This is a genomic window from Mammaliicoccus lentus (assembly GCF_002902755.1).
Taxonomy (GTDB): Bacteria; Bacillota; Bacilli; order Staphylococcales; family Staphylococcaceae; genus Mammaliicoccus; species Mammaliicoccus lentus.
In genome coordinates, this window is sequence record NZ_PPRS01000032.1 from 1 (window position 1) to 25,558 (window position 25,558).

Below are 25,558 nucleotides of genomic sequence, written 5' to 3' on the forward strand. Positions count from 1 at the left end.
GATAATAAAAGCACTTATATGACTCAATAAATAATGAACGGTTAAAATGTTTAATAAAAAAATATATATAATATAGTCATTTAAAGTATTGATGATACCTACAAATATAAATTTAATGATTTCAATATAACTTTTCTTATTTAACATTAATAACTTCCTTTGTATAAACGTAATCATTTAAGTTTGTATCTTTTATTAAATAGTGTGGTCTTGCTTTAACTTCATAATAGATTCTACCTACATACTCACCAATTATACTGATTGAAATAAGTTGAACTCCGCCTAAAAATAAAACAGCAAAAATAGTGGTGAAATAACCAGGCAAGTCTATTCCGTGCATAAGAATATTTATAAAATGATACGAAATATAAATAATGCTAAGTAAACATATTAGAAAACCTAAATATAATAATAGTCTTAATGGTTTATTGTTAAATGAAATAATGCCATCTACTCCGTAATCTAACAATTTAAAAAAGGACCATTTAGATGTTCCACCTACACGTTCTCGGTTTTTATAATTTATAATTTCTTGAGAATATCCTACCCACGAGAATATACCTTTGGAAAACCTTTGAGATTCATTCAGCTTGATTATAGAGTGAATGACTCTATTACTTAATAATCTAAAGTCACCAATACCATCTACAATTGGTACATCAACGAGTTTATTTATAACTTTATAATAAAGTTTAGTATAAAGTTTACGTATGATTTTTTCTCCACTGCGATCTCTTTTTGCAATAACTTGATCAGCACCATTTTTAAATTTTTCTATCATTTTTTGAATGAGTTCTTGAGGATGTTGCAAATCGCAATCAATAATTATGACAGCATCATAGATTTGGCTATGAGTTAAACCCGCAAACATAGCTGATTCTTTACCAAAATTCTTACTTAATGAAATATACTCAACACGTTTATCTTTTTCAGCTTGTTTTTTTATAAGTTCAATAGTTCTATCACTGCTACCATCATCTACAAACAATAAATTGTATTCATAATTATTTTTCCGAGAATCATTATCTAAAATCTTTGTAATATGTTGATAACTTTGAGTTAATATTGCTTCTTCATTAAAACAAGGAATTAAAATTCTTATTTTCATATATGACATCCAACCATAAAGTTACAATTTGTATTAATTATATATTATTTATTTATCCTTTAAATGTAATTATTTGTATATCATTAACTAGATTTCTTAAAATTAACTATTTTAAAATTAATTTTACAATAGTTATATTTTTGGTATAATTTACAATATTAAATTATAAAAAATCATGGAGTAAATAATGGACAAAAATATAATTGATATTGAGAGAAAATTCCGTCCTGAAATTGAAGGACTAAGAATAGTGGCTGCTTTATTAGTTGCCATATATCATATTTGGTTTGGTAAAGTCTCTGGTGGGGTAGACGTATTTTTTGTTGTTTCTGGATTTTTGATTACAACTTCTATTATTTCTACAATAAATAAAACTGGTGAATTTAAATTTTGGCCATACATATCGAAGTTAATGAAAAGGCTATTTCCATTAGCTTTTATTATTATTTTAGTAGTATTAATTCTTAGTATATTCTTTTTACCGTCAACAATATTTGATAAAACAATTAAAGAGACGTTTTCTTCAATGTTTTATTATCAAAACTGGCAACTCGCAATTAGTAACACTGATTATTTAGATGCTAACCAAATGAAGAGCCCATTTGAACATTATTGGGCTATGTCAATACAAGGTCAATTTTATATAATCTGGTTTATTTTATTCTCAGGAATATTATTACTTATTAAGAAATATGGTTTATCCAATGGTAAAAGATTGGTCAATGTTGTCTTAGGATTTTTATTTATTGTTTCTTTTATATATTCAGTTTATTTAACAGCCATAAATCAGCCATTAGCTTATTTCATTACATTTACTAGAGTATGGGAATTTGCTTTAGGTGGATTATTATGTATAAATCTGAGCAGCATTAAAATCTCGAATATTGCTGCAGAAATTATAGGTTGGATTGGTTTAATAGGACTTATTTTAACAGGTGCATTATTTGATGTATCAACTATGTTTCCAGGTTACATTGCATTATGGCCAATGACTTGCGCATTACTTATAATTTTATCAGGCAATAAAGAAACAAAATATGGCGTGAAAAACTTCTTATCTATGCCAATAATGATCAAACTTGGTGGAGTATCATTTGGTATATATTTATGGCATTGGGTATTATTGTCATTCTATAAATATAATATATCTGAAAATCCTGGAATTGTAGCTGGTTTGCTCATCATATTATTATCAATAGCTTTATCTTTTGTAACGACAAAATATATTGAAACACCTATTAGGAACGCAAAATTTAATAAACTTGCTTTTAAACGTATAGGGTATATCGCGCTTGTTAATATCTTATTAATTACTGGGTTAGTATCACACAATCAATACGTGAAAATACAAGATAAGAAAGCAGTTGCAAATAAAGACTATCCAGGAGCTTTATCAATCAATTTAGATAAAGATAAAATTAAAGAAAACAAACCTAAACCTGAATTTGCTAATGTCTTTGATGATTTACCACAATCTCATTTGGATAATAGTAACCAAAGTATGAGCAAATCTGAAGTTAAAGTAGGTAAATATGGTAAGCAAAAAGATTATAAAGCAACTATTGCATTAGTTGGAAGCTCACATTCAGAGCATTGGTTAGGTGCTGTTATAAAGGCAGCTGAAGAGAATGACTACAGAGTCATAAATATTACAAGGTCTGGAACAAGGTTCTCAACTGGATATAAAAAGAATACATTGCAAGATGATTGGGTGAAAAATGTCGAAAATTATCTAGAAAAAGCTGATGATATTGATTTAGTTTTAAGCCATGTTACAGCTTCGGATACAGAAAGCGAAAAAATTCAACAGCAGATGGTAGATCAACTGCTTAAAGTTAAAAATAACTATGGCATTGAAGTAATGGCTATAAGAGATATTCCAAGATATGATTTTAATGTATCTGAAGAATTAGAAAAACATGGTGAAAAAGATACGATAGAGAGAATGAATAAAGGAAATAGACAGTTAGATGAGGCATTCTGGGAACAGATATCTAACGAAGAGAAAGATTTACCACAATTTGATCCTTCAGAATATTTTAAAGTTAATGGTAAATACCGACCGATAATAGGTAATATTGTAGTATACAGAGATATGGACCACATGACGAACACTTATTCTGAAACGTTTGGACCAATTTTAGGTGATGAAATTAAAAAAGTAGTAAAAAAATAGAGTATGTTAAATATTTATAAAAAAACAGCAAAATTCTATAAAAGAATTTTGCTGTTTTTTTATAAATGATTATATTGGTTGGTTCAATATATTAGTGAAAATATGTTCTAATGCTTTTTCAGTATTACCATCGTAAGGCTGATCAAGCTTATTACAAGCTAACGTAATAATATAATTATTATTTGCATAAGCTACTATATCATTAGCAAAAAAGATACCTCTTACTCTTTGATGCTGTTCGAATTTATAAAAACCATATCTATAAGGTTTGGGATAGGTATTTTTACCATCTTCTGATAATAAACTTTGGGTAGTTGATTTATTTAATAATTGATTTGTTCTAAAGGCCTGTATTAACTTTGTCATGTCATTTGTGGACATATATACATTACCAGCGCCGTCATATTTGTCTAAATTATATGTAGGTGTATGAATATTTTGAGCAGGCTGGGATTTATAGCCACGCACCAAATATTTTTCGTGTTTCAAATCATCATACCTTGAAGTAAAGTGTAAATCTGCCTTTTTAATAATTCTTTCTTTTAAATTCTGTTCGAAAGATTTATTTGTAGCAACTTCTATTATTTTCGCAATTGTTATGTAATTGACATCATTATAATTATATTGATGATAATTCTCTGGTAAAACACCTTTTTGTTTAATGCTTTCAATTGCACTGTCTAAACCAAAACTATTTGGATTAGGTGAGAATTTAGCTAAACCACTTTGATGAAACATTAAATCTCTAACTGTAATTGCATAGTAATTCTGGAAGTTAGGTATATATTTATTAACATTATCATTTATATTAATCTTACCCTCATCTTCTAATTGTCTTAGCATTATTCCAGTTAAAAATTTGTTTGCAGAACCAATAAGATACATTGAATTTTCATCATTAGGTATATTATGTTCTATGTTTTTTTGACCATATGCTTTTGAAAACATTGTATTATCTTTTCTATATATTATGACATTTCCATTAAAGTTTATTGATTTTAAGTATGCATCGACATCTTTATATACTGGATCATCATCTTTTCGTTTGTAATTTTCTTTATTAGTAACGCTATTTTATCTTTTGTTTCAGTTTTTTTCTTTTGGGTTGAAGCGATAGGTTTTGATTGTTGCTCCTCAACTTTTGAACATTTGATGTTCAATGATATATAAACAATTAAAGCTACAATGATTAAACTCATTAATATTAATAGTATATTTTTCATTTCTTACTCCTATTTTACTTATAAATACATTACTTCTAATATTTTACAATATTCCTTTTAAAAATAGAACACATAATGTGTTCTATTCGTTGCCATATAATTCTTTTTTAATTTGAGTAGTTGAAATACCTTCTGTTCTTTTTAAATAAATAACTTCGCATTCGTCTTTTAAGAAGTCAAATTCGCCTTCCCAATCATGACCCATTAAGAAAGTATCCACTTTGAAAGTTTTTACATCATCAACTTTTTGTTCCCAATTGTTCTCAGGGATAACTAAGTCAACATATCTAATGGATTCAAGCATCATTTTTCTTTGTTCGTAATTATAGTAAGACTTTTTGTTTTTTAGCTTATTAAACTCATCAGTAGACAGAGCAACGATTAAATAATCACCATATTGCTTTGCTCTTCTCAAAAGTTCAATGTGACCGTAATGTAATAAATCATAAGTCCCATATGTAATAACTCTGCGCATTATTTTTCACCTCGCTTAGTATATATTAAAGCTTAATACATAAAGAAAATTATGTAAACAATTTGTATATTTTGAAAAATAAGTGTTAAAATTTTAAATAATATAAAATTACATAAAATAGAATAAATCCTATATTTTAAAATGATGAATTTACATGTTATTTAGTTTTATAGTGTTTGATACAAGTGTATAATATATATAAATACTAAATTCAGTTTGAACATAAATAAGAGGAGTATGCATGGACAAAAAATTTTTTTTAATGACCGAAGAATCCTTTAGAGAAACGATAGCATTTTATAACAAGAATGAAATAAACCAAAATGTTAATATTAAGTTAAATACGTATTTAGATAAAGTACTGAATCCTCTCTTTCCATATAAATATGATTTTATACTTAACAATGAAAGACAACTTATACGATTAATAAATAAGATGGAATATCAACCTCCAATGAAAAGTATCTTTAAATATTTAGAAATTAAATCTATGATTCATGGCAAATTTTATTTTTCTTATTTATTCTCACGTATCAGAAAATTATTGAGTTCTTTGAAATCGAATTATTATTCTGCAATGATCATTCCACAGAAACTAGAAAACATAATTATTTATGAATCATTTAGTGGAAAAGCATTCTCTGATTCTCCCAAAAAACTCTATCAATATTTATCTAGCCAATTAAAAGGATATGAACATATAGTAGTAGTGGATGATGAGAAATTAAAAAATGAATTAAATAAGTTAAATATTCAAACGGTAAACAAAAATACAAAAGAATATTTTAAATTGTATAATAAAGCTAAAATATGGATATCTAACATTAGATTATCTCCGCAATTAGAAAAGAAGCCTAATCAAATTTATATTCAAACGTGGCATGGTACACCTTTGAAGAAATTAGCAAATGATCAAAATGTTATCTCAATCCCGGAAGTTACTTTAGAAGAATATTTATATGGGTTCACGAAAGAAACTGAGCGTTGGGATTATTTAATATCACCTAGTGAAATTGCTACGACTAGATTTAAATCAGCTTTCAAGCTGAAAGATAATCAAATCTTAACATTAGGTTACCCACGTAATGATGACTTAATTAATTTCAATCATAAAAATTATATAAATGAATTGAAGAAAAAACATAATATACCTTCTGATAAAAAAATTATATTATATGCGCCTACATGGAGAGATAACGATCGAGAAGAAATAGGGCGGTATAACTTTAACTTAAAATTAGATTTGGAAGATTTTAATTCAAAGCTTAGAGGTGAATATATATTAATTATTCGAGCACATTATTTAGTTTCTGAAAATTTAGAGTTAGATAAATACAGCAACATTTATGATTTATCAAATGCAAATGATATAAACGAGTTATTTTTAATGAGTGATATACTGATTACAGACTATTCTTCGGTATATTTTGATTATGCTAATTTAAAACATCCTATTTTATTTTTTGCATATGACAAAGATGAGTATGCAAATGATATTAGAGGATTTTATACACCGTATGAAGAAGGGTTACCAGGTCCGATTTTTACAGAAAGCGAAGCCTTAATAAAATATATTGAAAATAAATATTACGAAACACTTCCATTAGATGATAAATATATCAATTTTAATAAAAAATATAATTATTTAGATGATGGTAAAGCAACTAATAGAGTTGGTAATGAAATCATTGCTTCTCTACAAACAAAAAAGGGGTTACGTTGATATGAAGACTTTAAATATATATCAAGTAGGAGAGCTTTTAACATTAGAATTTGATCAAACAATATATAATATTAAAAATGTATATGTAAAAAATGAGTTTGATGAGATTAGTTTTGAACAAACAGAAATAAAAAACAAATTCGTTATCAACTTATTTGAAATTCTTAATGTATTTGATAAATACGATAGAGAAACAATCTTTTTCTTACTTGAAAAAACAGATGGTATTACTCAATCTATTCAAAAAGTAAACGTAAAAAATATGATTACGAGATTTATAACTTTGAATCAGTTGTTAATGAAGAGGCTACTTTAACACCATACTTAACAAAAAATGGCGTATTGCAATTTACTAAAAAACCTCAATTACCACTTTCGACTTATTTTGCAAGAAGACATATTGATAAAGTTACAATAAATAATAAACGAGCATTTATAAAAGGGAAATTTTCGCTTCAAAACTCAACATTAAAAGAAGCAAAATTATTAATCACATCAAGATTAAGTGAAAATGTAATAGAAGTTCCATTAAATACAACGGTATTTAATGTCTATAAGTCTTTAAATTCAATAAGTTATGATTTTGAAGTGGACATTATTAACGACTTAAAACAATTTTTACTTAACGATTTTGATTCTGAAGATATAATAGATTTATTTTTAGAAATTAAAGTTCAAGAATTTAGAGAATCTATTGATGTTAAATTAGGTAATCCTAGAATACTCGTGGAGAGATTATCTAAAGGCGAAATATCAATAGAACAAAATGATAAGATTAAAACAGCAGTACCTTACTTTACAATGAAAGGTAGAAACTTATCATTTAGAATAAATGAATATGACATCGAAGATTACAATGCATATAAAAAATTAATGCACGATTATCCAACTTTAATAAAAAATGCATTTAACAAAAATAAAATATGGATCGTTGGTGAAAAGTCTTATAAAGCTCAAGATAATGGTTATCATTTCTTTAAATATATGAGAACTCAACATCCAGATGAAGAAGTTTATTACGTGATAGATAAAGATTCCGAAGAAAGAAAGAATGTAGAACCATTTGGTAACGTCATATACTTTAAATCAAAAGAGCATTTTGAATTAATGGTTAAAGCTGACATAATATGCAGTACGCATCATACAGAGTTGTTGTTCCCAAGTCACGAAGCAAATTATATCAAAAACATCAGAGCCAAACGTATATTCTTGCAACATGGTGTGCTAGGTACTAAAAACTTAACTCAGATTAATGGTAAACAGTTAAAAGACTTTAATATCGATATGTTTATAACAAGTTCACCAAGAGAGAAACAAATTGTAAATAGAGATTTATTATTTGATGACTACCAAATTAAATCAACAGGCTTATCTAGATTTGATGAATTGTTTAAGGATAATGTAACTCAAAAGAATCAAATACTCATTATACCGACATGGAGAGATTGGATAACTAACATCAATAGTTTATTAGAATCAGATTATCTACAATACTATAATGATTTATTAAACAATCCAGAATGGGAACAGATAACAAACAAACAAAATATAGATATAATTTTCTGTTTACATCCAAACATGCAAGCATTTGTTGATTTATTTAATATACCTGATTACATTACAGTTATTAGACAAGGTGAAGTAGATGTACAATTATTAATTAAAGAAAGTAAATTAATGATTACGGATTATTCGAGTGTAGCATTTGATTTTAGCTTTTTAGAAAAACCAGTCATTTATTACCCATTTGATAGAGATAGATTTATAGGTGAATTACCATCGCATCTTGATTTAGATGAAGAATTACCTGGTAGAATATATGATGAAGCAGAAGATGTAATAGCAGCGACAAAAGAATATATTGATAATAAATTCGTAAATGAAGCATCTATTATTAAAAAAGCTAATAATTTTATTGAACATAAAGATACTGATAACTCTAAGAGAATTTACCAAGCAGCAAAAGATTTTAAGCGTAAAAATAAAATAAAAGATATACTTAAATATGATATATTATCACAACATATATTTATGAGATTTAGAAAAAACAAACGATATTTTGATGCAATGTCATATATGAATAAGTTTTTAGTGAAGTTTGCAAAAATTGATGAAAAGCTAATCGTAATTGAAAGTAATTTAGGAAAACAAGTTACGGATAGTCCGAAAATGATTTATGATCAAATTAAGCAATTAGACAAAGGATACAAAATTGTATGGGTAACAAATAAAATTTATCCATTTGACGATGAAAATGTCATTACAGTTAAAAGGTTAAGCCCAGACTATTATAGATACTTATCGATTGCGAAATATTGGATAAACAATCAAAACTTCCCTTATTACATTAAAAAGAAAAAACAAACTGTATTTATTCAAACGTGGCATGGTACTCCACTTAAGAAGATGTTAAACGATGTAGACGAGTTTAAAGGTAGAGACGAAGGTTATATTGATCGTATTAATGAGTCAGTTTCTAAATGGGATTATTTAGTTTCTCCAAGTCCATATGCTACAGAATGCTTTAAATCAGCATTTAGATTTAATAAAGAAATGTTAGAAGTGGGTTATCCGAGAAATGATATATTCTACCAAGATGAAAAATTAATAGAAGAACAGAGAAAGACAATTAAACGAAAATTATCTATACCAAAAGATAAAAAAGTGATATTGTATGCACCAACATTTAGAGATGATGAAGTTTCTGCTGCTAAAAAACATCTCATCAATTTAAAATTAGATTTACATCAAATGAAAGAACGACTAGGTGACGAGTACGTGTTATTGCTAAGACCTCATATCATAATTAGCAATAAAATAATTATAGATAAATCATTAGAAGACTTTATTTATAATGTTGCTGATTACGAAGAAATTAGCGATTTATATTTAATCAGTGATATATGTATTACTGATTACTCATCAGTAATGTTTGACTTTGCGAATACAAGAAAGCCATTACTATTTTTCACTTATGACTTAGATCATTATAAAGATAACTTAAGAGGATTCTATATGAATTTTGAAGATGAAGCACCCGGACCATTGCTAAAAGACAATGAAACTTTAATTGATTCTATTAAAAACATTGAAACAATAAATAAAAACTATCAAGAAAAATATGATAAATTCTACGACAAATTCTGTCCATTTGAAAAAGGTAATGCAGCAAAACGAATTGTAGAAAAATTATTTTAAAAATAAAAGCAGAAAAAATTCGTATTGATTGAATTTTTTCTGCTTTTTATTGTGTGTATCGTATAACCTGTTTGTACTCGCATCTAATTAAAGGTATTATTTCATTAGTTAGTGTTTCATTGTTAAGAGTAAGTCAATTTTATTAAAAGTATGAAATAGGTTGAGGTGTAATATGATTAAAATAATTGAATTGAACAATGATGAAAAAATCATAGAAATAATTAATAAACTTTCTTCTGATATTTCACATGTCATATTAAAAGAAAATACTACTAAAATTAACAAAGATGTTCTAGAAACTTTAAAGTTAGATAATTATTCTGCTGTTGTAGATTTTACCGTGAATGGTTATTACATAAATGATTGTCGTTATTTTGGAGATGAAAAAATAACTGCGAATAAGTGGTTTAGTAATAATGTTCTATATCCGAATATTATTTTTAAAGTAGAAGATTTGAAATGGTTGCTTGACCGTCATGAGTGGGCGAGCCTTCTTGATATATGTGTTAAAGCTGTTGTTGAATTAGAAAATATATTCATCAATGGTCATGTCATTTTCGACTTTGATGAGAAATCTTCAAATAATTATTTAGATTTAAATAATTATGAAGATGATGATTACGTTAATCATTTTTATTTAAATAAATGGTTATTACTTAACAATCAAAAGGCGCAATTTAATAGGAAGAATACAACTTTACCTAATAATGCTAGAATGATAGATAAGGTAATGTACCGTTCGTATTTCAAATTACCTAATAAAATTTATTTGAAGATGCATCATCAATCATTAATGAAACAGAAAAATGCAGTTAATATATATCATAAAAATAAGGATGCTATTAAACCTTATATTGTATTTTTAGGATTTGACTATGGCTACAGAGGAAATTCTAAATATTTATTTGAATATATAAAAAATCATACGAACTTTACTGTATATTTCATTACAGATGAACAGCAAGGTGAAAGTTTTGTTTCTCCCCAACATTCTGAAACTCAAAACTTAATTGAACAAGCACAAGTATTAGTACTAGAAAGCTATATACCTGACGGTTTAAAACCAAATGGCACTATCATACAATTGTGGCATGGTACGCCAATTAAAAAGCTATTTTTAGATAGTAATGAACTTCATCAAAATAAAAATATATATAATTATAGAGCACGTAAATATAATAAGTTGATTAAACATAACTATTTCATTACTGATACTAAAGAGATTAATTCAGTATTCAATACTGCTTTTCCTATGCAAGAAACTAAAATAATAAGCAGTGGATATCCAAGAAATCAATTTTTGATAGAGCATAATGAGGATAACCAATTGATTAGTCAAATAAAAGAAGACTTACAATTAAATAATCATAAACAAACGATATTATATGTGCCTACATGGAGAGATAATAAAGAAGAGCAATATTTATTGGAGTTTCCAAAAGAAATTACTGATCATTATAATATTATTTATAAATGTCATATAGAAGATAAAAATATAAAAAAAACAAATTATATTGATCCATTAGATTATGAAACGCAGCAATTAATACTTGTTGCTGATATGTTAATAAGTGATTATTCTTCGATTATATTTGATGCATTGACGATTGATAAGAAAGTATACTTATATACACCTGACTTTGAATCGTATAAATATCATCGTGGCTTATATGAAGAAGTATTTAATACAGTTAATCAAAATCAATATTTTGAATCTAATAAAATGTTTGAAGCAATATCAAATCAACATTATATTAAAGTAAATAGCAAATATATTAATAAAAATAATCATTCATATGAAACAATACAAAGTATAATTGATAAACATATGAATAAAAATAGGTGATGACATGAAGTCTTTTACATTTATCGTGCATAATATTTATCATATGGGCGGTACAACTAAATCAATATCGAATTTAGCAAATGTACTAAGTGAAAAAGGGCATAAAGTTAAGATTATTTCTGTTTTTAAAGCAGCTTCAAATCCATACTTTAATTTAAATAAACAAATTGAAATTATACCTGTAATAGAATATAAGAGGTCAATTAAAGGTATACAAAATGTAGTAATGAATAGAATTAATAAATATACATCATTTATAAGACCAAAAGTTATTAATAAATATGAACCTGGATTTTATCAGTTTTCAAGTTATATTGAAAAGAAATTAATAAAAGCTATAAAACGTGTTGATACAGATGTTCTTATAGGTACAAGGGCAAGTTATAATTTACTTGTTGCAGAATTTGCCCCTCGTAACATTCTTAAAGTAGGTATGGAACATATGTATTTGCATGCTCATGAAGAAGCATATCAAGATGATTTAATTCAAGGATATGAAAACTTAGATATTGTCACGACGCTTACGAGTGAGGATCAATTGGATTATCAACAAGAGTTGAAACATACACCTGCTATTATTGTTCCTAATATATTAAAAGAACATAAATACAGTATACCAAAAGAAAATCTGATTGTAGCGGCAGGACGTTTTGAACATGAAAAGGGCTTCGATTTATTAATTGAAAGTATCAATAATATACAACAAACAATGAGAGACTTGGATTATAAATTACATTTATATGGATCAGGTCAAGAAAAGAATCAATACTTGAAACAAATTAATGAATATAATATTGAAGATATTGTAGAGATTAAAGAAACAACTAATGAATTATCTAAAGTATTATCTACAAGTAAAATTACTGCAGTGCCTTCGAGAGTTGAAGGTTTCGGGTTAGTTATATTAGAAGCGATGTTACAACAAAGTGTAGTAATAGGATTTCACGATTGTTATGGTCCAGAATTTCTTATAGATAATGAAGTGAATGGCTATTTAATAGATAAAAATGATATAATAAGTTTTAGCAATCGTTTAACTCATATTATGCAAAACTATGAAGATTCAAATATACAAAATATAATCAATCATGCTGAGCAAAAAGTAAAAGAGTTTGACGAAAATATTATATATACACAATTTATAAAAGAGATAAAATAGTTATTGATTGATGTTAAAGGAGAATGACTATGGTTAAGAAGGTTAAAAAAGCTATAATTCCAGCAGCAGGTTTAGGAACGAGATTTCTACCAGCAACAAAAGCAATGCCAAAGGAAATGTTGCCAATATTAGATAAGCCAACAATTCAATATATCGTTGAAGAAGCGGTAAGAGCAGGTATAGAGGATATCATTATTGTGACTGGTAAACATAAAAGAGCGATTGAAGATCACTTCGATAATCAGTTAGAACTAGAACTTAACCTGAAAGAAAAAGATAAACATGAATTATTACATAAAGTTCAACATGCTACAAATTTAGCTAATATGTTCTATGTAAGACAGAAAGAACAAAAAGGATTAGGTCATGCTATATGGTCTGCTAAACAATTTGTAGGCGGGGAACCATTTGCTGTACTATTAGGAGATGATATTGTTGAGTCAGAAGTACCAGCAATCGAACAACTTATAACACAATACAATAAAACAGGTAAATCAGTCATTGGTGTACAAGAAGTAGATTATAAAGATACACACCGTTACGGTATTGTAGACCCGATTTTAACGAAAGACAGATTGTATGAAGTAAAGAAGTTTGTTGAAAAGCCAGCTGAAGGGACAGCACCATCTAACTTAGCTATAATGGGTAGATATGTATTAACACCCGATATTTTTGATTACTTAGAAAATCAAGAAATAGGAGCAGGTGGAGAAGTCCAATTGACTGATGCTATTGAAAGATTAAACCAAGATGATCAAGTTTTTGCTTATGATTTTGAAGGGGAACGTCATGATGTTGGAGAGAAACTTGGATTTGTAAAAACAACAATTCAATTTGCATTAAACAACGATGAAATGTCAGAAGATGTTAAAGAATTTATTAAATCATTAGATATTAAATAATAAAAAAAGTCCGGCACATGAATAATGTCTCGGACTTTTTTATTGCTTTGTTGATATTTGTTAGGAAAAAATATTTTTATTTTGTTCTATTTTTAATTTAGTATTAAGATATTGTAAATTTTATATATTAACCTTTATATTCAATTTTCTTAAAGATATACTTACCTTTGTATAATATTTTAAGGAGTTTTGAATATGGTTAATAACCCGATTGTCATAGAACGTAAATTCAGGCCAGAAATAGAAGGTTTAAGAGTAGTTGCAGCTCTACTCGTTGCCATATATCATATATGGTTTGGTAAAGTGTCCGGAGGCGTAGATGTTTTCTTTGTTGTTTCAGGGTTTCTAATCACAACCTCTATTATTTCAAGATACAATAAAGAAGGTGAATTTAAATTTTTACCCTATATTAAAGGTTTAATAAAGCGCTTATTCCCTTCGGTATTAACTGTGATATGTGTTACAGCAATTCTGAGTTTTTTCTTTTTACCACAATCTATTTTAGGAAAAACAATTAAAGAAATATTCGCTTCTTTATTTTATTATCAAAATTGGCAACTCGCTTTATCTAGTACAGATTATTTAGATAAAGATCAGATGAAAACACCCGTTGAACATTTTTGGGCCATGTCAATACAAGGTCAATTTTATATTATTTGGTTTATTTTATTTAGCGCAATATTTTTGTTATATAAAAAGAAGAAAAACTTAAATATTATTAATATCATGAATTTATTTTTAGGGACTATATTTGTAACATCTCTCATATATTCAATTTATTTAACCCATGTAAACCAACCGTGGGCATATTTTCATACTTTTACACGAGTATGGGAATTTTCTTTAGGTGGTTTGTTAGCAATTAATTTATCCAAAATTAAAGTGAATAGATATATCGCGAGTATAATCGGTTGGGTCGGTCTATTTGGACTTATACTAACAGGAATATTATTTGACGTATCTACAATGTTTCCTGGTTATATCGCTTTATGGCCAATGTTATGTGCCGTATTCATATTAGTTTCAGGAAATCACGAAACTAAATTCGGTGTAAAAAGATTTTTAGGTTCACCAGCAATGGTTAAAATTGGTGGTTTATCATTTGGTTTATATTTATGGCATTGGGTTATTTTATCGTTTTATCAATATCATAATGATAATCGACCAGGGGTTTTTATAGGAATATGCATTATTATACTATCATGGCTGTTGTCATATTTAATGACACGCTATATTGAAAAACCTATTAGAACAAATCAAAATGATAAAAATTCATTCAAAAAAATGGGAGTAGGTTTAGCGGTAAATATATGTGTATTAGCAGCGTTATACGTAATCATTTTAAACTCTCCATTTGATAAAGAAAAAGAAGCATTAAGTAAGACTTATCCAGGAGCTATGGCCATAGATAAAAAAATGCAAGGTAACAACGAAAGTGAACATATACCAAACTTTTCAGATATTCGAGATGAAACACCTGATTCATCTAAAGATAAAGTGCATCAAGCAATTGGTAAATCCAAAGTACTCGTTGGAGAATATGGAGAAAAAGAAAATTATGATAAAACAATCGCATTAGTCGGAAGTTCACATGCTGAACATTGGCTAGGCGCATTACAACAAGCAGCAAAAGAAAAAAATTATCGAGTATTAAATATGACTAAATCAGGATGTGTACTTACAACAAATGATGCTGATAAAGACTGTACAGAATGGAATAAGAATTTAATAAAAGAAATTGAGAAACAAGATATCGACTTAGTTGTAACAACTGCAGATGTCAGTTCAGATATAAATGGTAAAGTAGATCCATTACAAATTGAACAATTTAATAACATAACTGATACTAAGAAGCCTATTTTAGCAATAAGAGATAATCCCAGATATGAATTTAATGTACCTGAAACATTAGAAAAGGTCGGTGAAAAAGAAACAATCAAAAAAATGAATGCAAAAAATAGATTGCCGAAAACATCAAAATGGGATCAATTAAAAGAAAAACCTAAAAACACAGAATATGTAGATTATACAAAATACTTTAAGAAAAACGGACAATTCGTACCTGTAATCGGTAATGTCGTCGTATACATGGATAAAGGCCACATGACGAATACTTATTCAAAAACATTTGGTCCGATAATTCAAGAAGATATAGAAAAATATTTAAAAAAGACTGGGACTTAACTTTCCTAGTCTTTTTTATTTATATTCGTGATTTATTTACTTTATATTGTTTAGCAATTGTAAAGTTTGATAAAAGACTGTAAACCCTTCCTTAAGTATCTGTTAATCGACTGTTTATTGCTTTTATAATCGTTACAATGTATTTAACATTACAAAAGTAATAGCTTAACAATTTATTATTAAAGGATGGTTATAATATGAAATTAACAACTATAGGTCTTGGATATATTGGTTTACCAACTTCAATTATGTTTGCAAAGCATGGTGTAGATGTAGTTGGTGTAGATATCAATAAAGAAGCAGTAGATAAATTAAATAACGGACAAATTCATATTGAAGAACCAGGTTTACAAGAAGTATATGAAGAAGTTCTTGCAAAAGATAAATTTAAAGCAAGTTTAGAACCAGAAAGAGCAGATACATTCATCATCGCAGTACCGACACCTAATAATAATGACGAATATGAATCTTGTGATATTACGCTTGTCATGAGCGCTGTTAAATCAATCGTACCTTATTTAGAAAAAGGTAATACTTTAATAGTCGAGTCAACAATAGCACCTAGAACAACTGACGATCATGTGAAACCGTACCTTGAAAGTCAAGGTTTTACAATAGGTGAAGATATATATTTAGTACACTGTCCAGAACGTGTATTGCCTGGAAAAATACTACATGAACTAGTACATAATAATAGAATTATAGGTGGTATGACACCTGAGTGTGTTGAAGCAGGTAAAAAAGTTTATGGAACATTTGTTCAAGGAGAAATGATTGAAACGAATGCTAAAACTGCTGAAATGAGTAAATTGATGGAAAATACGTACCGTGACTTAAATATAGCTTTAGCAAATGAACTCGCTATGGTATGTAACAACTTAGATATTAACGTACTAGAAGTTATCAAAATGGCTAACAAACATCCAAGAGTAAATATTCATTTACCAGGGCCAGGCGTGGGCGGTCATTGTTTAGCGGTGGATCCTTACTTTATTATTGCGAAAGACCCAGAAACTACTACTTTAATTCAAGAAGGTAGAAAGATTAATCGCTCAATGCCTCAATACGTTATAGAAGAATCTAAAAAAATATTGAACGAAGTAAATGGAAATAAAATTGTTGTATTTGGTTTAACTTATAAAGGAGATGTAGATGATGTACGAGAATCTCCGGCGTTTGATATATACAATGAATTAAGAAAAGAAACAGATTTAGAAATAGAAGCATATGACCCTCACGTTGAGTTGGCATTTGTTGAAAAAGATGTACAAAAAGCAGTGAAAGATGCTTCATTAGTATTAATATTAAGCGATCACTCTGAATTTAAAACATTAACAGATAATGAATTCGAAGGTATGAGAGATAAAATTATATTTGATACTAAAAATATCGTTAAAAATGATTTTAATAATACTCAATATTATAATTACGGTAATTTATATACTTTTGGTAAAGAAAATATATATTCATTCAATAAGTAAAAAATGAGGGGTCTATTATGATTGATAAAAATAATCCATATATTAATGCTGGATTAAGTTTTCAAATAATTTTAAAAGAGAAAGAGAATCAAGAAGTTTATGATGCTGATAATATAGAAATATCAGTAGGTTTAGTAACTCAATATTTACACAAAGTATTGAAAGTCATTTCAATAAAACATATTGGTGACGACTTATATGGTTTAATAGCTCAAGGTACAAATTTGATAGGTTGGACTAAGTTAAAAGATTCTATCAAATTGATTTCTAAACCGTTCGATACAGTTAGAGTAGATTTATCTAACTTTAACGCACCACAAATAAATAGAGAATTAGGGTTTAAAGTCGATTATAATTTATTGTTTAATGAGAAAAACTTTTCATCTAGGGCACTATATATATATGAAGGAGAAGTAGTAGAAGCGGTGTTTAATAAAGGATTGTTTGCAGGTTTTGTTTATGCAAAAGATATTGATCGATCAATTGTATGCAATACTAATACAGCAATTAAACAATCAACAACATTTTATCAAGATAGTTCGTTGAACAAGTCTATAACGTTAGATTTACTCTCCGAAAGTATTAATTGTGAAAATGTAAAAGTTGATCTAGTTTTTACAAGAGCCCAGTCAGCACGAATCATAATTAAAAAAAAGAAATATTGGATTAGCATATCAGATTTTGAGGATATAACGTTATTTAACCATTTGGAAAATTACTCATATGAATCATATACAGAAAAAGAATTAGAAAATCTTGATATTATTACTAGAATCGAAGATGAGCGTAATGAATCAAAGGTTGCTATAACTAAACTTATAAAAGAAAATATTGCTTTACAAAAATATAAACATACAAATAACTCTGGAGATATGGGTAGATATGAGCAGTTATACCATAACTTAAGAAATTCAAAATTAGGTAAAATCCAAACGAAATACTGGACTTGGAGAAATAGGAGGAGATCGAGATGAACATAAATAAATCGACAAAAAAAGAAAACCTTCCAATTCAAACCACTAAAAACGAACTTACAAACTTTGATGATAAAAGCAAAACACAACAATTAAAAGAAGTTTTAGAAATTGTTGAAAATGATTATATGCATGCAATATATAAACTAAAGAAAGTAAAAGATAATACAAATCATCAAAATTATTATAAAAGAGTAGCAGTGGAATCAAAATTAGATTTTCTTGAAAAACATAAACAATATTTATCTCAATCTATCTCTTCTAATAAATCTAGAATATTTAAAAAGTCTGAGTATAACGTAGGTTTAGTAGCAGATGAATTTTTATATAATTCATTTAAAGATATTGGCAATATCGTCTATATAAATAGTGAATTTAAAGGTTTAAATCAAGATATGGATGTCTTAATTGTAGCAACTACTTGGAAAGGAATAGACGATAGCTGGACGGGTTTAGCTTCTGTTAATGGTGAGAAAAGACAACTGTTAATGGAAGGTATACGCAAAGCTAAAAGCATGGATATTCCTGTAGTATTTTATTCTAAAGAAGACCCTGTTAACTTCCATCTGTATAAAGATATCGCAACAGAATGTGATGTCATTTTAACATCAGCAGCTGAAGTCGTAGAGGATTATAAAGCTTATTGTAACAATGAAAATGTCCATGTCTTACAATTTGGTGTTAATCCTCATTATCATAACCCTATTGATACTCGAAAAGAGGATAATCAAAAGTATAATAATGATGTTATATTTGCCGGTAGCTGGACTAAAAAGTATCCAGTTAGAAATCAAGAATCAGCTAGAATGTTTGATGAATTGATTAAAAATGATAATGACTTAACAATTATAGATCGTAATTTACCTTTAAGAAGAGAACGTTATCAGTTCCCATCGAAGTATATACCATTTTTAACAATGCCCATTGATCATGAAGAATTGATGAAGATACATAAAATATATAGGTGGGCTATAAACGTAAACTCAGTTAAATATTCAGAAACAATGTTTGCTAATCGAATTTTTGAATTGCAAGCATTTGGTAATTTAATATTATCTAATTACTCAGTAGGTGTGAATAACCAATTTCCGAATATATTCATGGTAAATCATGAATCAGACGTTGCTACTATTATGAATGGCTATAAAAATTATGAATTAAATGATATGCAAGCTAAAAGTATTAGAAGTGTGATGCGTAATCATACAACTTATCACCGGTTAGATGAAATCTTTAGCTATATCGATAAGAAACCATCTCAAAAAGAAATGTTAATCTTAGTAGTTGTTGATAAAAAAACACCAGAGATGGAAGAAATTTTGAGAAGACAACTCAATGTTAATTTTGATGTAATTGAGCAAAATGAATCTATAGCTGAACAAGAAAAGTATGACTTTATAACCTTTATGAATGATTCAATACAATATGAAGAGTATTATTTAGAAGATTTAATTTCAGCTTTTAAATATGTTGATGTAGATTTTGTTACTAAAGATGAACAATCTGAACCACACCAATATATAGAAAAAGTACAAAATAAATATTTAACAATGTATCATAAAGATGTTATCGATTCAAATTTAGAAGTAAAAGAAACAAATAATGGATACAACCTTGATCAGTCAGAAATTTATAAGCCTTCTTTATACGGTCAAAATAATCAACAGAAAAAATTAAGCGTGATTGTACCAATTCATAATAATGGTACATATTTAGAAGATAAATGTATGAGAAGTTTAAGACGTTCTTCTATATTTAATAATATGGAGATTATTTTTGTAAATGATGGAAGTACTGATAAAGAAACAATTGCGATAATTGATAGATTAAGACGTCGATTTCCAGAGATTGTTTATCATGCATACGAGGATGGTTCTGGAAGTGCTTCTAGACCACGAAATAAAGGTGCAGAATTAGCTTCTACAAAATACATTACTTATCTTGACCCAGATAATGAAGCGACGGGCGATGGATATGCTAAATTATTAGAAGAAATCGAAAATAATAAAGACGTTGATATGGTAATAGGAAATATTATAAAAGAAGACAATAAACGTCGAGCTATTTTTAACTATGCTGGTACTGTAACAAAATATAATGATGGTAAATTATTAATTAACGATCCTAAAAAATATATGAAAAAATGTGGTTTAAGAGCACAAAGTATACAGGCTCTTATTATAAAAGCTGATATCATTAAAGATAATAATATTAAAATGATTGAAGGCGCTGCAGGTCAGGATACATTATTCTTCCAAGAATTGATGATACATTCAAACAAAGTAAAAGCAGTTAAAGATGTTATTCATATGTATTATGCTGCTGTAACAGGGTCCGTTACAAATTCAGTATCAAAAAAATTATTCGAAAAATATTATGCGTTAGAAATTGAAAGAATACCATTTTATGAAAAACATGATTTAATGAATTCTTATTTAGAAAATAGATTTAATTTTTACGTTAAAGGGTGGTATTTACCACGATTAGAAAAAGTAAAACCTGAAGAAAGAACAGAAGCTATAAAGCGATTTTTAGATATTTATGCTTTATACGATCAATATAAGAGACCAGAAGATAATGATTTAATCAATTATGTAGAAAATTTAAAAAAAGAAATACAATAGTTTTTACATTTTTAATAAATGATTGATAGAACTATTAAAAATATAACAATCAAGTAGGTCGTTAAGCATGAAAATTGTTGCAGAGATATTTAAAGAACAAATCTATAATTTACCCAAGATATTTAAACTAGCGATATATAATATGAAGAGTCAATACGCTAATCATTATCTTGGTGTATTTTGGAATATATTACAGCCTATGCTTCAAGTAGCTGTATATTATCTTGTATTTGGGTTAGGTTTAAGAGGGGATGCAAGTGCTCAAGTTGTAGGTGTTCCCTTTTTAGTGCATTTAATTTCAGGTTTGTTCCCATGGCTGTTTATATCCCAAGGAATTAATACTGGAGCAGCTGCCATACAAGGTAATGTTGGTCTATTATCCAAAATGAAGTTCCCATCTTCAATATTTATCTCTATAGCTTTAACAAATAATATGATTAATCTGATGATTACTTCGTCTATATTATTTGTTATTTCTGTTATAAATGGTTATGTACCATGGTGGCATTATTTCTGGTTTATATATTTTATCGTTGCATCATTTGCGATTATTTTTGGTATTTCATTAATAATGAGTACTTTAGTTATTATTATACGAGATACTAAAAACTTATTACAAAATATTATAAGAATGCTATTCTTTATGACACCAATATTTTGGGCTATGGAAGAAGCACATGGTATTTTACAAAGAATTGCGAGCTTAAATCCTTTCGCATATTTAGTAGGTGTGTACAGAACATCCTTTGTACATGGTAATGTTTCAATATATGGTCAATGGCATGACCATATTTATTTCTGGTTAATTACAATATTATTAATATTAATTGGTTCACTTGTTCACTCAAGATTTAAACGAAGATTACTAGACTACTTATAGGGTGTTTTTGAAATGACAAAGAAATTACTTATGATTTCACAAAATTTTTATCCTGAACTTGGCTCTGCTGCAAATAGAATGAGAATGATGTTTAAAGCTTTTAAGACTAAAGGCACAGATCCGACGATGTTAACAACTGAACCAACATATCCAAATAGAGATTTGTTTCAAGATAGTTCATATTTTACAGATGAAGATTTAAATGAACTAGAACATAGTAAAATTATAAGAATGAAAATGCACGGTAATAAACAAAATAGCAACTTTATTATGAGATTGGTTTATTATATTGAACAATATATGCGTCTTCGAATTTACTTGAAAATGCATGATAAAGATTATGACTATGTCTATGTATCAAGTCCTAATATATTTTTAGCTTGGGCTACTTTATTTTTTAAAAAAAGTAAACATCCAACTTATGTTCTGGAAATTCGTGACTTATGGCCAGATAGTGTAAATGGATTAAAACACGTTAATATTAGTCTATTTATGCCATTACTTAAGTATCTAGAAAGAAAAATGTATAATGAAGCAGACAAAATTGTTATAAATAATGAAGCATTTAGATCTCATATTCAGTCAAAATTAAAAACAAAAATACCTATATTTTATTTACCTAATGGTTTATCGAAAACTGAATTGAAAACAGAAGAAAAGTATCGTGATTTCAGTGTTATATATACTGGAAATATTGGATATGCTCAAGATGTAAACCAGTTAATAGAGATTTGCAAAAAGTTAAATGAAAAGAAAATTAGTTTAACAGCAATCGTGTATGGTGTACAAGCTGCTAAATTTAGAGATGCAGTCCGTGAATTACCATACATTCAATTACAGAAACCTTTAGGTAGAAGTGAGTGTTTAAAAGAAATAGCAAAACATCATGTTTCACTTTCTATATTAGAATCATCTGAAGTTTTTATGAACGTTATGCCAGGTAAAATTATAGATTCAATCGGTGTGGGGACACCGCCTATATCTAATATTAGCGGTCCTACAGAAGCGATTATTCAAAAATATAATTTAGGATTTGCGAGAAAACAATGTTCCGTTAATACAATTGTTAATGAAATAGAATCATTAAAGCGTAATGAAAAATCATTAATTCAAAAATCCGAAAATGCGAAAAAATATAGGGATGAACACTTAATATGGGAAGACAATATTGAAAAATTAATTGCTTTTTTAAGAAAAGGTGAGACGCATGACACAAACATATAAAATCAAATGTGAAAATGTATCTAAAGTATATGATTTAAATGTTAGTAGAAAAGATAAATTATTATCATTATTTACGTTTGGATTAAGTTATAAATCAAAACCATATTATGCTCTTCATGATATTTCGTTTGAAGTTGAAGAAGGCACATCAGTTGGAATAATAGGGTTAAATGGTTCAGGAAAATCAACTTTATCAAATATATTAGGTGGGGTTATCGAACCTTCATCAGGCTCAGTTTATACAAATGGTAAGCCATCTTTAATTGCTATAGGTGCAGGTTTGAATCCCGATTTCACAGGTGAAGAGAATATACATTATAAATGTTTGATGCATGGTATGTCTCAAAAAGAAATCAATGAAAAATTTGATGATATCGTTCAGTTTAGTGAATTAGATGATTTTATTTATCAACCTTTAAAGTCATATTCTAGCGGTATGAAATCAAGACTTGGCTTTGCAATAGCGATTCATACTGATCCTGATATTTTGATTGTCGATGAAGCATTATCAGTAGGTGATGAAACATTTTCTAATAAGTGTATTGAAAAAATGCATGAATTACAAGAACAAGGTAAAACAATCTTTTTTGTATCACATTCTGCAGGTCAAATTAAGAAAATGTGTAAAAAAGCAATATGGATTCATTACGGTGAAATGGTTGCATATGGAGAAGTACAAGAAGTAGTTAAAAGATATGTTAATCTCATACAAAAAGTTAAAAAGAAATCTAAAAAAGAGCAGTTAGAATATAAACGTATAAAAATCCAGCAACAAAGAGAAAAAGAAGTAAATGAAAAAGATGTTCATAAAGAGAAAAGACCTATAAGTTTATTAGCAATGATAGGCATGCTCAGCATCGCTTGGATATACGTTATGCTATTTCAAGTAGGCATTTTATAATTTAATTATTTCAATTTTAAATGGGGTAATAGAATGAAGAAAGTAACAATGTTTGTGTGGAATCATTTTACGAATGATGCAAGGGTCAATAGAGAGTGTACTACTTTAGCTGAAACAGGATATAATGTTGATCTAATCGCAATAAATGACCCGAAAAACCCAATGATTACAGCTTATGAAGAAATATCTGAAAGGTTCAGAGTACATAGAGTAAAACGTTATCCTTGGATACTACAAGCTTATCAAGATTATGGAAAGAAATTTTTACTTGTAGTTGCAGGTGTGCAAATTGCTATAATACCAAGTTTATTTTATGTCAGCTTCACATTAATGTCTGCATATTTAATGTCTTTATTATTAGCGGCTGGAATGATTAAATTTAAAAAAGTGAGAAAGTGGTTTATAAACAGTGCGATTATCATAAGAATGATTGTAAAAGGCTATATACAAAATGCCGATATTTATCATGCTAATGATTTAAATACATTACCACAAGCAATTGTCTGCTCTAAATTGAGGTTTAAACCGAAACCACTCATTTATGATAGTCACGAAGTACAATCAGATAGAACAGGCTATAATAAAGAAAAAATTAAAAAGATTGAATCATATATGCTTAAATTTGTTGATCAAATGATTGTAGAGAATCATACAAGAGCAGCATATAACGAAAAAATATATCATTTTTATCCGAAGACTTTATATAATTACTCTGAAAAATATGATATTCAAGATAAACCTAAAATAAATTTACACGAATTAATAGGTATTTCGAAAAATGAAAAAATATTACTATATCAAGGTGGATTACAACAAGGTAGAGGGCTTGAACTATTAATAGAAGCTATGGATCAAATAGAAGAAGGGCATTTGCTATTTATAGGCGGAGGTAAGCTAACACAATCGTTAAAAGATCAAAGTAAACAATCGGCTCAGTCCTCTAGAATACATTTTCTTGATAAAGTTCCATTTCAACAATTACCTTCTTATACGAGAGAAGCTTATTTAGGTTTTCAAGTATTACAAAATATATGTTTTAATCACTATTCAGCTAGTTCAAATAAATTATTTGAATATATGATGGCACATGTACCAGTTGTGAGTTGTGACTTTCCTGAAATTCAGAAAGTTGTAGAAGAAACAAATACAGGAATTGTAATAGATTCACATAATGTAAATGAAATAGCAAAAGCAGTTAATAAACTTGTTAAAAACCCTCAATTAAGAAGTGAAATGAGTGAAAATACTAAAGTAGCTAAAGAAATATATAATTGGGAAAATGAGAAAGTTAAATTATTAGATATTTACAACGAATTTGCTCCATTAACTCGTGAAGATTATGAAACAAGTTTAATATAAATATTATTTAATAGAGATAATTACGCCATTAGTTGCATGTAAAGCTAATGGCGTGTTTTATTACCTTGAGTTTTATAAATAGAGGGATTACAATAATAGCATTAATGAATTATAAGTGGGG

At 27.7% G+C, this 25,558-nt stretch carries 20 protein-coding genes; 15 read left to right on the forward strand and 5 right to left on the reverse strand.

The window, feature by feature from the left end:
- A partial coding sequence (locus tag CD135_RS09185) for a GtrA family protein (RefSeq protein ID WP_338141523.1) occupies positions 1-177 on the reverse strand: 177 nt, incomplete at its 3' end.
- Entirely contained in the window at positions 137-1,108 is a 972-nt protein-coding gene (locus tag CD135_RS09190) for a glycosyltransferase family 2 protein (protein ID WP_103269302.1), read from the reverse strand. The genes CD135_RS09190 and CD135_RS09185, both read right to left, overlap by 41 nt.
- 187 nt (positions 1,109-1,295) lie before the next feature.
- Between CD135_RS09190 and CD135_RS09195 the strand changes: the two genes are divergently transcribed.
- Positions 1,296-3,284: an acyltransferase family protein gene (locus CD135_RS09195; RefSeq protein ID WP_103269303.1), complete on the forward strand. Its 1,989-nt coding sequence runs from the start codon at positions 1,296-1,298 to the stop codon at positions 3,282-3,284.
- Positions 3,285-3,353: 69 nt separating this feature from the next.
- On the opposite strand, the gene CD135_RS09200 is transcribed toward CD135_RS09195, so the two are convergent.
- The 3 genes from CD135_RS09200 to tagD form a co-directional block, all read right to left on the reverse strand.
- Complete coding sequence (locus tag CD135_RS09200) at positions 3,354-4,232, reverse strand: serine hydrolase domain-containing protein (protein WP_070045543.1); 879 nt, start codon at positions 4,230-4,232, stop codon at positions 3,354-3,356.
- 50 nt (positions 4,233-4,282) lie between these two features.
- Positions 4,283-4,507: a hypothetical protein gene (locus CD135_RS09205; RefSeq protein ID WP_070045544.1), complete on the reverse strand. Its 225-nt coding sequence runs from the start codon at positions 4,505-4,507 to the stop codon at positions 4,283-4,285.
- Positions 4,508-4,589: 82 nt separating this feature from the next.
- Positions 4,590-4,982, reverse strand: a complete 393-nt coding sequence (gene tagD / locus CD135_RS09210) for a glycerol-3-phosphate cytidylyltransferase (protein WP_016999637.1) — start codon at positions 4,980-4,982, stop codon at positions 4,590-4,592.
- A 241-nt stretch (positions 4,983-5,223) separates the two neighbouring features.
- Here tagD and CD135_RS09215 point away from each other — a divergent pair, with 241 nt between their 5' ends.
- The 14 genes from CD135_RS09215 to CD135_RS09275 all read left to right on the forward strand — a co-directional run bounded on the left by CD135_RS09215 (position 5,224) and on the right by CD135_RS09275 (position 25,437).
- Positions 5,224-6,705, forward strand: coding sequence for a CDP-glycerol glycerophosphotransferase family protein (locus CD135_RS09215; RefSeq protein ID WP_084819079.1), 1,482 nt, complete (start codon positions 5,224-5,226; stop codon positions 6,703-6,705).
- A 1-nt stretch (position 6,706) separates the two neighbouring features.
- Positions 6,707-7,021, forward strand: a complete 315-nt coding sequence (locus tag CD135_RS13305; protein ID WP_338133588.1) for a hypothetical protein — start codon at positions 6,707-6,709, stop codon at positions 7,019-7,021.
- A gap of 26 nt (positions 7,022-7,047) precedes the next feature.
- Complete coding sequence (locus CD135_RS09220) at positions 7,048-9,903, forward strand: CDP-glycerol glycerophosphotransferase family protein (protein ID WP_338133587.1); 2,856 nt, start codon at positions 7,048-7,050, stop codon at positions 9,901-9,903.
- A 172-nt stretch (positions 9,904-10,075) separates the two neighbouring features.
- A complete protein-coding gene (locus CD135_RS09225) occupies positions 10,076-11,749 on the forward strand; it encodes a CDP-glycerol glycerophosphotransferase family protein (protein WP_103269304.1) in 1,674 nt (557 codons plus the stop codon).
- A 4-nt stretch (positions 11,750-11,753) separates the two neighbouring features.
- On the forward strand, positions 11,754-12,908 hold the full coding sequence (locus CD135_RS09230; protein ID WP_103269305.1) for a glycosyltransferase: 1,155 nt from the start codon (positions 11,754-11,756) through the stop codon (positions 12,906-12,908).
- A 29-nt stretch (positions 12,909-12,937) separates the two neighbouring features.
- Positions 12,938-13,810, forward strand: coding sequence for a UTP--glucose-1-phosphate uridylyltransferase GalU (galU, locus tag CD135_RS09235; RefSeq protein WP_064205015.1), 873 nt, complete (start codon positions 12,938-12,940; stop codon positions 13,808-13,810).
- Between the two features lie 195 nt (positions 13,811-14,005).
- Positions 14,006-15,994 (forward strand): acyltransferase family protein, encoded by a 1,989-nt coding sequence (locus CD135_RS09240; RefSeq protein WP_064205016.1) that lies wholly within the window; start codon positions 14,006-14,008, stop codon positions 15,992-15,994.
- 197 nt (positions 15,995-16,191) lie between these two features.
- Positions 16,192-17,475, forward strand: a complete 1,284-nt coding sequence (locus tag CD135_RS09245) for a nucleotide sugar dehydrogenase (protein WP_103269306.1) — start codon at positions 16,192-16,194, stop codon at positions 17,473-17,475.
- A 17-nt stretch (positions 17,476-17,492) separates the two neighbouring features.
- Positions 17,493-18,449 (forward strand): hypothetical protein, encoded by a 957-nt coding sequence (locus tag CD135_RS09250; protein ID WP_016999644.1) that lies wholly within the window; start codon positions 17,493-17,495, stop codon positions 18,447-18,449.
- The gene (locus tag CD135_RS09255) at positions 18,446-21,073 is read left to right on the forward strand and encodes a glycosyltransferase (protein WP_103269307.1); all 2,628 of its coding nucleotides are present in this window, start codon (positions 18,446-18,448) and stop codon (positions 21,071-21,073) included. The genes CD135_RS09250 and CD135_RS09255 overlap by 4 nt, the downstream gene beginning before the upstream one ends.
- A 67-nt stretch (positions 21,074-21,140) precedes the next feature.
- A complete protein-coding gene (locus tag CD135_RS09260; protein WP_103269308.1) occupies positions 21,141-21,953 on the forward strand; it encodes an ABC transporter permease in 813 nt (270 codons plus the stop codon).
- A 12-nt stretch (positions 21,954-21,965) separates the two neighbouring features.
- Entirely contained in the window at positions 21,966-23,177 is a 1,212-nt protein-coding gene (locus tag CD135_RS09265) for a glycosyltransferase family 4 protein (protein WP_103269309.1), read from the forward strand.
- Complete coding sequence (locus CD135_RS09270) at positions 23,161-24,078, forward strand: ABC transporter ATP-binding protein (protein ID WP_103269310.1); 918 nt, start codon at positions 23,161-23,163, stop codon at positions 24,076-24,078. The genes CD135_RS09265 and CD135_RS09270 overlap by 17 nt, the downstream gene beginning before the upstream one ends.
- Positions 24,079-24,111: 33 nt before the next feature.
- Entirely contained in the window at positions 24,112-25,437 is a 1,326-nt protein-coding gene (locus tag CD135_RS09275; protein ID WP_103269311.1) for a glycosyltransferase, read from the forward strand.
- Positions 25,438-25,558: the final 121 nt, after the last annotated feature.